The sequence below is a fragment of the Methylomonas rhizoryzae genome (genome assembly GCF_008632455.1).
Classification (GTDB): domain Bacteria; phylum Pseudomonadota; class Gammaproteobacteria; order Methylococcales; family Methylomonadaceae; genus Methylomonas; species Methylomonas rhizoryzae.
On the sequence record NZ_CP043929.1, the window covers coordinates 2,279,397 to 2,295,185 of the forward strand.

The 15,789-nt window shown below is 55.3% G+C and carries 11 protein-coding genes; 3 read left to right on the plus strand and 8 right to left on the minus strand.

Going from position 1 to position 15,789, the window contains the following annotated elements:
* Nucleotides 1-19 precede the first annotated feature (19 nt).
* The 5 genes from F1E05_RS10215 to F1E05_RS10235 all read right to left on the minus strand — a co-directional run bounded on the left by F1E05_RS10215 (nt 20) and on the right by F1E05_RS10235 (nt 9,289).
* The gene (locus F1E05_RS10215; protein ID WP_150048192.1) at nt 20-2,320 is read right to left on the minus strand and encodes an acyl-CoA dehydrogenase; all 2,301 of its coding nucleotides are present in this window, start codon (nt 2,318-2,320) and stop codon (nt 20-22) included.
* A gap of 40 nt (nt 2,321-2,360) precedes the next feature.
* Nucleotides 2,361-4,667 (minus strand): 3-hydroxyacyl-CoA dehydrogenase/enoyl-CoA hydratase family protein, encoded by a 2,307-nt coding sequence (locus F1E05_RS10220; protein ID WP_150048193.1) that lies wholly within the window; start codon nt 4,665-4,667, stop codon nt 2,361-2,363.
* A complete protein-coding gene (locus tag F1E05_RS10225; protein ID WP_150048194.1) occupies nt 4,664-5,803 on the minus strand; it encodes a thiolase family protein in 1,140 nt (379 codons plus the stop codon). Before F1E05_RS10225 ends, F1E05_RS10220 begins: the two co-directional genes overlap by 4 nt.
* Complete coding sequence (locus tag F1E05_RS10230; protein ID WP_150048195.1) at nt 5,800-8,139, minus strand: alpha/beta fold hydrolase; 2,340 nt, start codon at nt 8,137-8,139, stop codon at nt 5,800-5,802. The genes F1E05_RS10225 and F1E05_RS10230 overlap by 4 nt, the downstream gene beginning before the upstream one ends.
* A 220-nt stretch (nt 8,140-8,359) precedes the next feature.
* Nucleotides 8,360-9,289 carry a LysR family transcriptional regulator gene (locus F1E05_RS10235; protein ID WP_232056618.1) on the minus strand — a complete coding sequence of 310 codons (930 nt, stop codon included), beginning with the start codon at nt 9,287-9,289 and terminating at the stop codon, nt 8,360-8,362.
* A 69-nt stretch (nt 9,290-9,358) separates the two neighbouring features.
* Here F1E05_RS10235 and F1E05_RS10240 point away from each other — a divergent pair, with 69 nt between their 5' ends.
* Nucleotides 9,359-9,958, plus strand: coding sequence for an FMN-dependent NADH-azoreductase (locus tag F1E05_RS10240; RefSeq protein ID WP_150048196.1), 600 nt, complete (start codon nt 9,359-9,361; stop codon nt 9,956-9,958).
* Between the two features lie 22 nt (nt 9,959-9,980).
* Entirely contained in the window at nt 9,981-10,844 is an 864-nt protein-coding gene (locus F1E05_RS10245; protein WP_150048197.1) for a pirin family protein, read from the plus strand.
* 209 nt (nt 10,845-11,053) lie between these two features.
* Here F1E05_RS10245 and F1E05_RS10250 read toward each other — a convergent pair whose 3' ends face one another.
* Both F1E05_RS10250 and F1E05_RS10255 read right to left on the minus strand, forming a co-directional pair.
* Complete coding sequence (locus F1E05_RS10250) at nt 11,054-13,015, minus strand: methyl-accepting chemotaxis protein (protein WP_150048198.1); 1,962 nt, start codon at nt 13,013-13,015, stop codon at nt 11,054-11,056.
* Between the two features lie 130 nt (nt 13,016-13,145).
* Nucleotides 13,146-14,195, minus strand: coding sequence for a hypothetical protein (locus F1E05_RS10255; protein ID WP_150048199.1), 1,050 nt, complete (start codon nt 14,193-14,195; stop codon nt 13,146-13,148).
* A 138-nt stretch (nt 14,196-14,333) separates the two neighbouring features.
* Between F1E05_RS10255 and F1E05_RS10260 the strand changes: the two genes are divergently transcribed.
* Nucleotides 14,334-14,765, plus strand: coding sequence for an HIT domain-containing protein (locus F1E05_RS10260; protein ID WP_408631317.1), 432 nt, complete (start codon nt 14,334-14,336; stop codon nt 14,763-14,765).
* On the opposite strand, the gene dmeF is transcribed toward F1E05_RS10260, so the two are convergent.
* Nucleotides 14,751-15,743, minus strand: coding sequence for a CDF family Co(II)/Ni(II) efflux transporter DmeF (gene dmeF / locus F1E05_RS10265; RefSeq protein WP_150048201.1), 993 nt, complete (start codon nt 15,741-15,743; stop codon nt 14,751-14,753). The genes F1E05_RS10260 and dmeF overlap by 15 nt on opposite strands.
* Nucleotides 15,744-15,789: the final 46 nt, after the last annotated feature.

The window sequence follows — 15,789 nt, forward strand, 5'->3', positions numbered from 1 at the left end:
AATAAGCGAAGACGGCGAGCTATCGCGGTGTCAACGCCAAATCCGCCGGGTCGAAGTCATCCACCTTGATAGCGTTTGCCCGGGCCGCGTTGGCGGCGCGTAGCCTCTCGGCTTGTTCGGCGTCGATGATCCCGGCATTCAGGGCTGTCGCCAGCAAGGCCTCGTCCGGATAACCGCGCGCTAAGCGGCCTTGTTTTTGTGCATGTTTGACGGCGGATTCCGCGGCTTCTGCGGCTATTACCGCTTTGAAAGCATGTTCGATGCGCCCGCTCGGGTCGTTCGCCGACGGACTCAGGAAAATGCCGGCGGTTAAATCGTCGCGGCCGGGGTTGTCTGTCATCAATAGCTGTGCCAATTGGCCGCACAAGCGATCGGCCGGCGGTGCATAGGGTTTGCCGAACGGAAACAGCAAGCTGCGCAGCAGCAATGTCGGAATACGGGTGGGGAACAGCCAAAATGATGCCAAGAGGCTTTGTTGCGCACGGTGCAAACTGTGTTGACACGCCCAGTCCAGCAAGGGTAGGGCGGCCGGCGGCGAGCCTTGGTCTTCGAAATGCTTCAAGGCGCAGCAGCACAGATACAGATAGCTGAGTACGTCGCCCAAGCGCGCGGAAATGCGTTCCTTGCGTTTCAAGCCGCCGCCCAGCGCCAATAAGGCGAAATCCGCGCTCAGTGCAAAGGCGGTGCTCAGTCGGTTGATGCGCCGGTAGTAACGGCGGGTGTGGCGGTCGCCGGGAGCGCGGCTGAAATAACAACCGCCGAATCCATAGTAGATCCCGCGTAGCAGATTGCCGAGCAGAAATGCGGTGTGCCGGCGTAAGACCCGGTCAAACTCGATCAGACCTCGGTTCGAATCCGGGTTATCCAAGGCCTGCATTTCCGCTTGTACGAAGGGATGGCAGCGCACCGAGCCTTGACCGAAAATCATTAAGCTGCGAGTCAGGATGTTGGCGCCTTCCACGGTAATCGCCACCGGCACCACTTGATAGACCCGACCCAGGAAATTGTTCGGTCCCAGGCAAATCCCGGCGCCGCCCAGGATGTCCATGCCGTCGTTGACGGTTTTGCGCATGCTTTCGGTCAGGTGGTATTTCAAAATTGCCGAAATCACCGCCGGTTTCTCCCCGGCGTCCAAGGCGGCGCACGTCACCTGCCGGGCGGCGTCCGTCAGATAAGTGGTGCCGGCCATGCGGGCCAATACTTCTTCTATGCCTTCGAACGCTCCCAAGGGGACACCGAATTGCCGACGGACGCGGGCGTAAGCGCCGCAGAAGCGCGACACGGATTTGGCCGCCCCCACGCTCAAGGCTGGCAAGGAGATGGCGCGGCCGGTAGCCAGGCATTGCATCAGCATTTTCCAGCCGTTGCCGCATTGCGATTGCCCCCCGATCACCCAGTCCAGCGGAATGAACACGTCTTTACCCCAATTGGGTCCGTTCTGAAAGCCGGAGTCCAGCGGGAAATGTCGTCTGCCGATACTGACCCCGGGCGTGTCGGTGGGAATCAGGGCGAGAGTAATGCCGATTTCATCGCGTTCGCCCAATAAATGTTCGGGATCGTACAATTTGAAGGCCAGACCCAATACGGTGGCAACCGGCCCTAACGTGATGTAGCGTTTCTCCCAGTTTAGGCGTATCCCCAGTACGCGGGGTTCGGCGCCGAACGGGGCGTAACACACCACGCCCGTATCGGTCATCGAGGCGGCGTCGCTGCCGGCGACCGGGCTGGTCAAGGCAAAAGCCGGCAATTCCAGGCCTTGCGCCAGGCGCGGCAGATAATGGTTTTTTTGTGCCTCGGTACCATAGGCCAACAATAACTTGGCAGGGCCCAGGGAATTGGGCACCATCACCGTGACGGCCGCGCTGGTGCTGCGGCTGGCGATTTTCATGACGATTTGCGAATGAGCGAACTCGGAAAATTCCAGTCCTCCATAGTGTTTGGGAATGATGATGCCGCAAAAGCGCTGTTCGCGGATGTAGTGCCAGACTTCGGGCGGCAAATCCCGGCGCCGGTGGGTGATGTTCCAATCGTCCAGCATGGCGCACAAGGTTTGGACCGGGCCGTCCAAAAAGGCTTGCTCTTGCGGACTTAAACTTGGCGCCGGTAAGGCGTGCAACTTGCGCCAGTCCGGCTGCCCGGTAAACAGTTCCGCGTCCCACCAGGGTTTGCCGGCTTCCAAGGCTTCCCGTTCGGTTTGCGAAATCGGCGGCAAGCTGCGGCGCATGGCGTTGAAAACAGGCCGTACCATCACACGGCGGCGTAGCGGTCCGATCAGGCCTACGGCCAAGATCAGCAATCCGGCACTTAAATACAGGTTCATGACGGGCGTCTCCTACTGGGGTGGGCGGCGCGCAACTCGGTCAATTGCGCAGGGGTTTGCCGGTTTCCAACAAATGTTGCAGCCTGGCTTGGGTGCTGCTTTGTCGGACCAAGGCATCGAAGGCGGCTAATTCCAAATCCAGAATGTCCTGCTCGCTCAGTTCTAAATTCATATCGGTATCGCCCCCGGTCAAGACGCGTGCCAAGCGGGTAGCGATTTCGACGTCGTAATCGCTGATGTTGCCGGCTTTACGCAGATTGCGGATTTGCATGTCCAAAGCCGCCGCGCCGCTGGCGCCCGGTAACCGGTAGCTGTAAGGGGTAGGCGCTTGATAGCTTGGCGCGCATTGCAACACCATAGCTTTTGCTTGTGCCAAAACCCTATCGCGGTTCATGACGATGCGGTCGTCGCGGCCGAGAAATAAGCGGCTTTGCGCTTCGGCGGCGGAACTACTGACTTTGGCCGTCGCGATCAGCTCGAAGGTTTGGGCAATGGCCGGCATCGGCCCACCCGGCCGTTTGTTGAATTGCAGCCAACGCCCCAGCAGCTCTTTACAGCCGCCCCAGCCGGGGACCAAGCCGACTCCTGCTTCCACTAGCCCCATGTAGGTTTCGGCGTGTGCGCATAGCGCATCGCAATGCAGCAGGATTTCGCAGCCGCCGCCCAAGGCTAGGCCGGACGGCGCGCCGACCACCGGAAACGGTGCGTATTTCAAGGCGCGAAAGCTGTTTTGTCCCAAACGGACGATATTGGCGATGGCTTCCCAATCGCCGGCCTGCAACGCCGGGGCGATCAAAGCCAGATTGGCGCCGGCGGAAAAGTAGTCGGTATCGCTGTATATCACCAGGCCGGCAAAGCTGCCGCGCAGGTCGGAAACCAATTGCGGCAGCAAGCCGAGCAGGTCGGGGGCCAGCGTGTTCATCTTGCTATGCAATTCCAAACAGGCTACCTCGTCGCCGATGTGCCATACGCTGGCCGAAGCGTTGCCCAGTAGCGGCCGGCTACCCCGTTTGATGTCGCTCAGCAATAGCGTGCCCGCCGGTCGGACGATAGGGCGATAATCGTAGCCGGGGCCGCGGCACTCGGCTTGATGCTTGCCGTAACGGTAGACAGGGGCGGCATTGTGCAGCCAGTCGGGAATTTCAAAGCCCTCGGCCGCCAGGCGCGCGACAAACCAATCGGCGCCCAAAAAATCCAGTAGCTCGAACGGCCCGTAGTGCCAGTTGTATCCGAGGCGCATGGCCGCGTCTATCGCCTCGGGGGTATCGGCAATTTCCGGAATCCGGCCGGCGGCATAGCAAAGCGTGTGCGCCCACACCTCCCAACTAAAGCGCCCTAACGCGTCGTCGGAACACAGAAATGCGCGTAATTCGGCTGCGGAGTGGCCGATTTTCAAGCGCACTTTTCGGACGTTGCGAAATTCGCCGCTGTTCAAATCGACGGCTTGCCGGTGTTTGCCGCCAGCGTCGTGGTGCAAGCGGTAAAATCCGCCTTGGCCTTTGCGACCGCTATAGCCGGCATCCAACAAGGCTTGCAAGCGGTAAGGCACCCGGCACAGCGGCGTCAACGCGTCGTCAGCCGGCAGCATGCGGCTGAAGCCGCCCAGGATTTTCGGCATCAAATCCAAACCGACCAGATCCAACAAGCCGAACACCCCGGTTTTCGGCACGCCGAACAACGCCATGGCCGCGTCGCAGTCTTCTATGGCAAGCAGGTGGCGTTCGGCGGCGCGGAAGGCGATCTGTAGCCAATAGGTGCCTATCCGGTTAGCGATAAAACCAGGGGTATCGTGGCAGCGAATACAGCCTTTACCCAAATCGGTCGCGGCAAATTCCTCGATGCGCCGCTGCAGGCCGATATCCAGCTCAGGATGGGGTACGCATTCCAGCAAACGCATGTAACGCGGCGGATTGAAAAAATGGCTGATCATGAAGCGGCGGCGAAATTCCGCCGAACTGTCCTGCATCAGCAGACTTAGCGGCAGGGTGGAGGTGTTGGACGAGATCAAGGTGTTGGGGCCGCAATGCGCGTGCAAGCGTCGGTAGAGTTCGCGTTTGACCTCCAGTTGCTCCACTATGGCTTCTATTACCCAATCGGCATCCTGTAAGCGGTGTAAATGATCGGCTAAATTGCCGGGACGAATGCGCTTGGCGTAGCCCGGCAGCATTAGGGGCTTGGGTTCGGCTTTCAACAGGCGGGCTATCGCTTGTTCGGCCAATGCGTCGCGCGGTCCTTGTTCGGCCGGGACGTCCAACAGGTCCACGTCGGTACCGGCATTGGCCAAATGCGCGGCTATCGCGCTGCCCATCACGCCGGCACCGATGACTGCCACCCGTTGTACTTTCATGACACGTTCTCCAGAACGGTCGCAATACCCTGGCCGCCGCCTATGCATTGCGTGGCCAGCGCATACCGTCCGCCGCTGCGTTGCAGCAAAGCGGCAGCCTTGCCGGTAATGCGCGCGCCGCTGGCCCCCAAGGGATGTCCCAGGGCGATGGCGCCGCCGTCCGGATTCAGTCTGTCGGCGGGGATAGGTAGTTCTTGCAACACGGCCAATACTTGGGCGGCGAAAGCCTCGTTCAACTCCACCACATCCATGTCTGCCAATTTCAGGCCGGCTCGTTGCAAAGCCTTACCGCTTGCCGCGACCGGACCCATGCCCATGATTTCCGGTTGGCAGGCGGATACCGCGGTCGCGACGATGCGGGCTAGTTTCGGCAGGTGGCGCCGGTCGGCGTAAGCTTCGCTGCACACCAATACTGCGGCGGCACCGTCGGTTAACGGCGACGAAGTGGCGGCGGTAATACTGCCTTGTTCCAGAAAGGCCGGGTTTAGCGCCGCCATGGCTTCCAGGTTCGATTCGGGCCGTGGGCAGCCGTCGTCGGCTACCACACGGCCGTTAGCCTGAACGGTGACGATTTCGTCGGCAAAACAACCCGCGCTTTGCGCTGCCGCGGCTTTCCGTTGGCTGTCGAGCGCGAAGCGTTCTTGCGCTGCGCGCGCGATGCCATAGCGAGTGGCCAAGATCTCGGCAGTTTCGCCCATGCTCATGAAGGCGCCGGGAAAATCGCGGTACAGGTCGGGATTGGGCAACGGGTTGAAACCGCCCATCGGTACCCGGCTCATCGATTCCACGCCGGCGCAGACGAAGGCTTCGCCGGCGCCGAGGGCTATGGCGCCGGCGGCCATGTGTATCGCTTGCATAGAGGAACCGCAAAAGCGGTTGACCGTGGTGCCTGCCACGCTCATCGGCAATCCGGCCAGATGCACCAACAAGCGGGCCATATTCATCCCTTGTTCGGCTTCCGGAAAGGCGCAGCCCAGAATTAGATCCTCGATGTCGTTAGGGTCGACGCCTGAGCGAGCCACCAAGGCTTTAACCACTTGCGCGGCCAGATCGTCCGGACGCAGCCCGGCTAATGCGCCTTTGTGTGCGGGTGTGAACGGGCTTCTAAGATAGGTACTGATTACGACCTTGTTCATGATAGATTCTCCTCATATTCCGGGGAGGCAAGTGCCGCCGAAGCGAGCTGGGAGTGCCGGCAGCGGCTTAGAAACTCGTCGATGCGGCTCCAGGTGTGATCCAAATTTTCCATCAGCGCGCCATGGCGTTCGGCACGGATGCTGAGTAGCTGTTTGTAGCGGGCGCCCAGGCGTTTGTAGACTATAGCGGAACTCACCGGATCCACCACCGGGTCCTGATTGGCGTGCAACAGCAACGTAGGGGCGCTTACCCCGGGCAGTGCCGCTTCCAGTTGTTGAATCAAGCGGCGCAGTTCGTAAAGCGCGCGCACCGGCACATTTTTATAGTTGATGTCGGGGTGTTCGCTGTCGTGTTGTAAAAACGGTTTTACCCCTTCGAAACTGGATAGCCATTTGACCAATTTGTTGGTGCCGTGCAATAGCGGCACCAACATGAAGCGGTTGTCTTCGAATTTGATCGGTACGGCTACCGCGACTATGCCTTGAACATCTATGTGTTGCCGGGCGGCAAAGGTCATGGCCAGCGCCGCACCGGTCGAAAAGCCGATCAGGAAAATTTTATCGCAGGAGTATTTGAGGATGTTGTAGCCGCGCTTGACGCTGTCCAGCCAGTCCTCGCAACTGAAATCGCGCAACGCGTAAGGGGAGGTACCGTGTCCCGGCAAGCGTATACCCAATACCGTATAGCCTTGCTCGGCCAAATAGTGGCCGTACTCGCGCAGTTCCGCCGGGCTGGCAATCAGCCCGTGCACCAACAAAATGCCGTACTCGTTGCTGTTGACCGGGCTGATGAAAAAGGGCGCCGGATCGGCGCATGCGGTTTCCTGTTGGTCCAGGCTGTCGAAATGCGCTTGGCTGTAGCACTGTACTTCGTGTTTCAAGGCAATCTGTTCGTCTTCGAACAGCCAGGCGGCCATTTGCTGTGCTTCCAGATCGTGGTATTGCGCGTCGGCTTGGGCTAGGGTGTCTCGAATCTTGCTGAGCGGCGCGACTTCGTTTTGATAAACCGCGATGGGGTTTTCCAAACGAACCCGGTCAAAATCGTGGTCTTCCAACAATTTGGGCAGAAAATGCAAATAACCTTCTTGTTCCAACAACAATCCGGAGGCTTGCGCCTGTTCGATGAACTGGTTGAAACGGGCGTTCTGGTTATGCAGCAAGTTGGCGTAATCGGCCGGCGACAGCAGACTGTCGTGCAGATAGATGTCCGGTTGGTTTTGCAAGTGTTTGATGGCGATGTACAACACCGTGTAAAAATGCCGTTTTTCGATGTGCGCCCGGCCTTCGCCGATGTAACGCATGATCAAGGTGGATGCCAAGTGGGCCAAGTTGACGGTTGCATTGCGGTATATCGCGACCATGTACCGGTCTCGAGAACAATTGGCGTTACGAATGAAATAGCGTCCCAACAGACGTTCTTTCCAATTGCGCGGCGACCGATGGAAATTGAACACCTGGTCGGCGTCTTGGATGGTAGGCACTACTCGGCCCATTAAACAATGCATGCGCCAATCCCACACACAACACGGGTCGATCAACTTGCCCAGGCGTATATCCATGTCCGTGTCCTTCAGCAAGATGTTGCCCTCGATCAGCAGTTCTTCCTGCTGGCGCAAGCTCATGTGGTGAGAGAACAGTTCCACGCTTTTGAATAGCAGGTTTTCGGAGTTGCGTATCGGGTAGAAAGTGATATTGGCCGGCACGATCAATGTCGGTTTTTGCGCCACCGCGCGCAATTCGTCCAAACTGTCCATCGCCAGCCACTGCCGCCAGCGTTCTTGCTCGGCTTGATCGTTGCGGGCAAACGCCTGTCTGATGACGGTTTTGATCGTTTCCACGCCTTGCGCCAATACCGCCGGGCCGGTGTGGTGCTTGCGGCGGTCGCCGGTCATGCGCGAATAAATGCTGTACCGCCCTTGTTTGTCGATCACCCGCCGGTCCTTGACCATGCCGCCTTCCGGAAAAATGACAACTTTGCGGCCCTTGAGGATTTGTCGGGCCAGCAGCGGAAACAGGCGGGGATGATCGTGCGGGTAGACGCCGACTCGTTTCAGATAACGCGCCAGTACAGTATCTTCGGCGAAAAATTCGCCGGAAGCGATGGCGCAGGTCAGCGCGCCGACGTGTTCGTGTATCAACAACTGTGGAATGAAGGTTTCGAAGCGGGAAAAGTGATTGAACAAAAAGATGTCGCCTTGCATCAGCGCACTTTCCTCGGCGTGTAGCCGTAGTTTAACCCCCAGCAAGTTAATGGCGGCGTTGATCAGTTTGACGGAATGGCCGTATAGCGCCTGATCGATGTCGGGCCAGTCACTTGGATATTGCATCCTGTTCATGTGCACCTCCGAGAGGGGGGCGATATGCCGGGGAAATCCCGGTCAATCGTCAGAGTAAGCGGTTGTGACGGTAAAGCTTCCGGTTTTCGCCTTTAACCGTATGCGGGTTAGTCCGGTGTCGGTGCCAATTAGTTTCCCGAGTGAAATGCTGGGTTGAATTTGTTGATGGGGTTCACAGTGTCTGCAGCGTCCTTGTCAGGACTGAGCAAAAAGGTGCCGGCTACGGCGTCTGCAGGAATGCGGTCAACGCGTCTAAAAACGCTCTCGTCTTGGTTGGCATCAGCCGGCGACCGGGAAAAACCGCCCAAACCTCTACGCTTGGCCACTGCCAATCCGGTAGAAGCCGCTGCAACTCGCCCAGCGTCACCGCGTCTTGCGCATAGTTTTGCGGGGCTGCCACAATGCCTCGGCCCAGGCGGGCCAGTTTGACCAACACTTCCGGCGAATTGGCCGACAGCGCCGCCGGCGGCAAACCTTGCCAGGTGTCGCCGTTACGCGTCAGCTGCCACGGGCCGGGTTCGCGGTTAGCCGGTATCAGCTGCAATACAGTGTGTTCCAACAATTGCGCCGGATTGTCGGGCGTACCGCGGCGTTCGAGATAACTCGGCGCCGCGTAAAGGCCGAAAGCCTGCCGATACAACAATTTAGCCGCCAGCGCGCCATCGTCCGGCAAAGAGCCGACTCGCACTGCCAAATCGTAACCCTCTGCCAATAAATCCACGCGTCGCGGTGAGAGATCCAGTTCGAGTTTCACCTCCGGATAACGTTCGCCAAACTGCGCCAATAGCGGAATTAAGGTCAATTGCGTCAAATCGCCGGGCAACGAAATTTTAAGCCGGCCGGATGGGGTGATTTGCCGGTGGGCTGCCCAGGCGGCCGCGGCGCTGGTTTCCTCGTCGATTTGTCGGCCGTGTTGCAACAACCTGAGTCCCAATTCGGTTAGCGCCAATTTACGGGTGGTGCGCAGTAGCAAACGTTCGCCCAGACGTTGCTCCAACAAGGCGATGCGCCGCGATAGCGAGGATTTAGGCCAGCCCAGCATCGAGGCAGCTTTGGAAAAGCTGCCGCAATCGGCCACCTTGGCGAACAACCATAAATCGTTGGGTTGCACATGGATCAATTGTTGCTCTGGCGGAACATTGTTATTCATTTTGCCCTCTTATCAGCGAGTTTGTTCCGAATTATAGTTAATTCACACTATTACTTGTCGGAGACGACTATGAACATCTTGCAAATCAATGCCAGTATCAACGGCGAGCGTAGCCATTCCAGCCGTTTATCCGATTTACTGGTCGACAAATTGCGGCGAGTAAACGCCGGCAGCTCGTTAACCCGCCGCGATCTGGTGCAGACGCCGGCTCCGGTATTGGACTCGACAGCCTTACAAGCCTTGTTTACTCCGGATGGGCAGCGAGACGCGGCGCAGCGCGATACCGTCGCGGGATTCGACCGGCTGATCGACGAAATCCAGCGGGCAGACCGAATCGTATTGGGCGTACCTATGTACAACTTCGGCATTCCGGTTCAGCTCAAAGCCTGGCTGGACGCCGTTGCGAGGGCCGGCGTAACTTTTCGCTATACCGCGGACGGCCCGCAAGGCCTGCTGAACGGCAAAAAGGTGTATTCGGCGCTGGCGTTCGGCGGTCGGCATAAAGATACGCCTAACGATTTGGTAACCCCGTATTTGCAAACCATGCTGGGTTTTTTAGGTCTTAACGACTTGACTTTTGTTTACGCGGAAGGCCTTGCCATGGGAGAAGAAAGCCTGAATGCGGCCTTACGCGACGCGCAGGCAGAGATAGCGGCCTTGGCGCTGTAAATTCATGTTCCGGGAGAAATTTATGCACGTTGAACACTTGACGCCGGTTCTAAACTCCAGAACCGTAGAACAATTGGTAGTGGGGCAGGCTACTGCCGACGGCGCCGGGGTCAAACTGACCCGGATGTTCGGACAAGGTCTGCATAAGCGGCTGGATCCGTTTCTGATGTTGGATGCGTTCGGTAGCGATCGGCCGGGCGATTATATTGCCGGTTTTCCGGAACATCCGCATCGCGGTTTCGAAACCCTGACTTATTTGCTGAACGGTCGCATGCGGCATAGCGACAACGCCGGGCACAGCGGTTTGCTAAAAAGCGGCGGCATTCAGTGGATGACGGCCGGACGCGGCATTGTGCATTCGGAAATGCCGGAGCAGCAAGACGGTGTGTTGGAAGGGGTACAATTGTGGATCAATCTGCCGGCTGCCGCCAAAATGCAAGCGCCGGGCTACCGCGACGTGCAAAGCGAAGAGATTCCCGAACTGGAATGGCCTGGCGGCGGCAAACTGAGAATCATCGCCGGCACCAGTCACGGTCAAGCGGGCGCGGTGCAAAAACCGCTGACCGAACCCTTGATTTTGGACCTGCATTTGCCGGCGGGCGGCGAATTTTCGCAACCCTTAGCAGCAGACCGCAACGCCTTCGTTTACGTTTACCGCGGCGAAATGCTGATTGCGGAACGCAAAATTGCCGCGCAACAGTTGGCGATTTTGGCCAATCGACCAGATTCAGACGGAGTGATGCTGAAAGCCGTTACCGGCGGCAGAGCGCTCCTGTTTGCCGGCCGGCCGCTGCGCGAACCCATCGTGCAGCACGGCCCGTTCGTGATGAACACTGCCGAAGAAATAGAAACAGCGTTTGCCGATTATCGGGCCGGACGCTTGTGAGAAAACCGTGGGCGTAATGCACCAATGCTGCTGAAACGGTAATGCCGAGGAGATCACAAGCCTTGAACCAGTTTTTAGCGCGATACTTCGCATAATGTATATTATGTTAAATAATATCGAGATATTTCACTAACGCCTTTCGCAAAATTGAGCATTCTGCTGAACAAAAACTTACGGTTACAACAAAATGCAAAAAGGCGGCAGTATTTCTAGCTCAAGGTAAATTTAGCGACTAGCTGATGCAAACGTTCGCATACCTCGGTCAATGACGATGCACTGACCAGATTCGATTCCGAAGCTTGCGTAGTTTGTTTGGACAAAGTTGCCGTGCGTTCGAAGTTGTGCGCCAAACTGTGAATCACCTCGGATTGGCGCACCGTCGCTTCGCCTATTTGTCCACTCTGCATGTAAATTTTATCCATGCTTTCCTGAATATTTTTGAATATTTCTCCGACCATTTGCATTGAATAAGCCGTTTTATTCGCCGATTGCTGCTGGTTCCCCATCAAAATCACCGTAGCATTGGTAGCTTTACCCAGTTGATGGACTAAAGCCTGAATTTGCTGAGCTGATGCTGCAGTATTTGCCGCCAGATTTCTTACTTCTTCCGCCACTACAGCAAAACCTCTACCATGCTCTCCGGCACGTGCGGCCTCGATAGCCGCATTTAAAGCGAGTAGATTGGTCTGTTCTGCAAAGGTTTGTATCATGTTCAACACCGTTTCGATCGCCTTTGCGTCGCCCTGCAATTGTGCGAGCGACTCGGCGCTGCTATGAATAACGGCCGCCAAATCGTCCATTTGCTTTTGGGTCATTTGAATACTTTCCACTCCTTTGCTGATCAGCGATTGAGCGGTATTCGTCCCTTGTTGAGCTTTGTTGGCGTTTTCGGCCACGCAGCAGAAGGATTTGGCTAAATCGTCCATCTGCCAAGCGGCCATTTCCGTCGCTTGCTGTTGATCGGCTATCACGCTCTTTAAATTGAGTGCCACGTGTTCCAAGCTGCCGCCGAAAGTGCGGATCGCAGCGGATTCGACGTCAATTTGTCGAATCATTAAATTCAAATAGGCGTAAAGTTTGGCCAACGAGTCTTCCAATAGCAGAATTTCCCGGATTCGGCTTCCTTTAGCCTGAAAAGTCGTTCTTAAGTCCCCGTCGGCCAAGTGAGTTAAATAAGCGGTCATACGGCTTATAACCCCAGCCAAATGCCGAATACCCCATAACGCGGCGCAACACATTCCAAAGATAACCGCTGTACAAACGAACATCGTGCTGTATAACACGCGCTGTACGTCTTGATAGTGTGTGTTTATGTCTTGCTCCAAATCGGCAACAACCCCTTTGAAATCTTGCATTGCTTGCCCGATGTTGGTTTGAATCCGGCTTTTTTTCTCAACCAAAGCCTTGGCATTGTCCAGATCTTTTGCATAACGTTGCGCTAACGACCGAATTTCGGCTATCGGTTCGGAGCGCAATGCGTCCGAATCGCTATCAGAATGTTCGGTATCGCTATTCGACGTATCGGCCGTTTGCGCGATCTTTAGTGAGGGTAACTGAGTCAACTGCATGATCAAATCGTTTAGGCCGTTGACCTGATTCAACAAGCGGTCGTCAGGCGCAGTAGCACCCGAGATAAAAAAGCGTTGGCGCAATCGCCCCAAAGCTTGCAAGTCGGTTTGTGCCTGACCAATGACTAACCAATAACGTTTTTGCACATCCAACATGCTTGAGTCGGCTTTTTCCACATAACGCAATAATGCACGCAATTGCGCCGCCAACTGTTGTTCGTTATTGATGAGCAACAGCTGGGGTTCGGCCAATTTGCCGACCGCGCGTAATTCCGGTAAAGCGATGTCGACAAACCGGGTCAATGATTCTACCAAGCGATTTTTTACCGTGTCAGGCAAAGCGTCGCGGCCGAGAAATTCGGTCTTCAACGCATCGATGTTTCGTTCCAAATCGGTTAAAACCGTAGCGTTACCGCTATATAGATAGGCATAAACCTGTTGATTGATGTCATTGTAAATCCGACTTTTCTGTTGGCCGAAAAACTCGACTGTCTCGAATGCCGTATTCAATTGATTCAGTGACCAAACTACCGCCGAACCGAAACTTGTTAAAACCACCAGCAGCAGCAATGTGACTATTTTGGAGATTTGACTGATTTTCATTGGGAGCGTAAGCCGCAAGAGTACGGGAGCCCGCCAATTTATTGCCGATAGATGACAAAAATATGACAACGACGCTTTACGCCTTAAATTTGAGACGTAGCGACAAATTTATGTTCTTTCGTAAAAGCGATTAAGGACTGTTGAAACGAATATAACGCCTAAGCGGCGAACCGCTAGTCCAGAGAAACGATTCCGTGTAGTAATGCATCAAAGCCAGATAGCCTATGAGGCCGATTGATATCGCCTTATGCCATTCTGTGGCGAACAAGGTTTGTGCGATTGCGTTAATCCAATTGTCGCCGTAGGCCTGCAAGATAAAAGTTAACAAGAACGACAACAAGGGCAATACCAACCACGCCGGCAATTTCATGCTTTTTGCCAGACGGTGCAAGTCGTTATCCGGACGGCTACCGTGTCGGTTGATGTCGTGGTTGATATAAAAGCTGTAAGCGGTAATGTCGTGCACCAATCTCGGCATTAAAATCGCGAAAAAATAGTAGCCTAGGCTATAAACCAAACAGCTTGCGACCACCAACAAGCAATTTGCCCATAAAAACGCCAAGCCCAACTGGCTAGAGACATAACGCTGACAAAACCAAGTGCTACAAAGAAATGCCGCGCAGAAAATCCAAGCGAGATCCGCACACCATTGGGCTTGTTCCGACGTCAGGCTGTTTTTCAGAAAAACGCCGAAATAGATGGCTATGCCGGCGGCTATGCCCAGCCAAAGTTGCAGGTAGAACGCATGATTGGGTAACCGGCATACCGCTTTGGCGACACCGTGCTGTTGCTTGAGTACGTGATATACGGTCCAACAAGCGCTAAATAAATACAAGGTATGATGCGATAGCCATAAACTGCCGAGACCGAATACCAACACGATTAGACAAGTGATCCCGATCAATTTGCCGCGGTAGCGCTGGCGATACTCTTTATGGCTAAACAGTAATAGATTACTGGCGAGAATATGCGGGGTTCCGAACAATATCTGGAACAACAGGTAATGCCCGGGGCTGCTAGGTAACGTATCGAGTAACTCTCGGTTAAACAGCCAACTGTCCAGACCTATCGTCAACAAACAGAGCGGAACTATAGCGTATAAACCCAGTAGAAATCGAAACGAAATATAAGCCCCGTCCCGTTCGGACGAAGCGGAGAAAACGTAGCTTGGGGTAGACATATTCCACCTTTATTGCGTTTGTGATCTGAACTAAATATCTAAATCCGATTTACCTTTCAAAGGCTTACTTATTACCATAACGCATTTTACGGCGGTCTTCAAGCGTTACAATAAAGCCTTTTTCAACTGGTCGATACGATGGTTATGGAGAATTTTCAGCTAGCCGCTCAATTGCAGACAGACAGTATCGAGATCGGCGATTTTCCGCTTTGCCGAGTGCTGCTCATCAACGACAGTCAATTTCCTTGGTGCGTGCTGGTACCCAGACGGGAGGACGTTAGGGAAATTTACCAATTGGCGGAGGTGGACAGGCAACAACTGATGACCGAGTCCTGCATGCTGGCAGAGACCCTAAACCATTTATTCGAACCCGATAAAATCAACATCGCCGCGATCGGCAATTTAGTACCGCAACTGCATATCCATCATGTGGCGCGATACCGCGGCGATAAGGCCTGGCCGGCACCGATCTGGGGTAAGTTCCCTCCCCTGCCCTACAGCGCTGCGCAAAGTTCGGCCAGAGTCATGCAATTACAGACCGCTTTGCGGCACGCTTTACTCACGATGTGAATGGCAAGATGCGTGCTGTTCCGGCCGACATTCGGCGCCGTTGCAGGTGTTCACTTCGATAGTGAGATGATCGAGATGGACGAAGCTGCGCAGCAGATTTTTGTAATACGTGGGTGACTTCGGCGCCTGCGTCACCAGCATGATGATGGCCGCATGGTGCGACGGACTGATCCGCCATACGTGAATGTCGCTAACGATGCACTCGCCATCGTCTTCCAACGTTGACTGAATGGCCTGCAAGTAGTGCTCGTCTATGCCGTGATCCAACAGCAACGGGCTGGTTTCCTTAATCAATCCCCAAGCCCATACCAAGATGACGCCGGCCCCGACAAACCCCATGGCGGCGTCCAACCAGGTCCAACCGTAATATTTGCCGGCCAACAAGGCGACTATCGCTAGTATCGAGGTTAAAGCGTCCGCCAATACATGCAAATACGCTGCTTTCAGGTTATGGTCGTGGTGGTGATGGTGCTCGTGTTTGTCGGAATGGGCGTGATGATGGCTATGATGATCGTGCGCGTGTCCGTGATCACTCAGTAATAAAGCGCTTAGTAGGTTGATGCCTAAACCGATAGCCGCGACCAAAATGGCTTCGTCGAACAAAATCCGCTCCGGCACGATCAAGCGTTCCGCCGATTCGGCAATCATCATCAAAGCGACTACGGCAAGCGCCACCGAACTGGCAAAGCCGCCTAAGACGCTGACTTTCGCCGAACTAAAAGCAAAGGTCCGGTCGCCTTCGTGTATCCGGCTGTATCGATAGGCAAAAATAGCAATCATGAATGCCAGCACATGCGTAGCCATATGCCATCCATCCGCGAGTAACGCCATGGAATGAAAGTTGAGCCCGGCCACGATCTCCACTAACATCGTCGCAAATGTCAGTAACAACACCCATTGGGTACGCGTTTCGCTCTTGCGGTTAATGCGGGAAAAGTCGTGACTATGTTGCCAATTGCTGATTTGGTGTTCGTGCATAAAGCTCCTTTACCGAACAAAGTAAACCGGATTTCGATTTTAACCC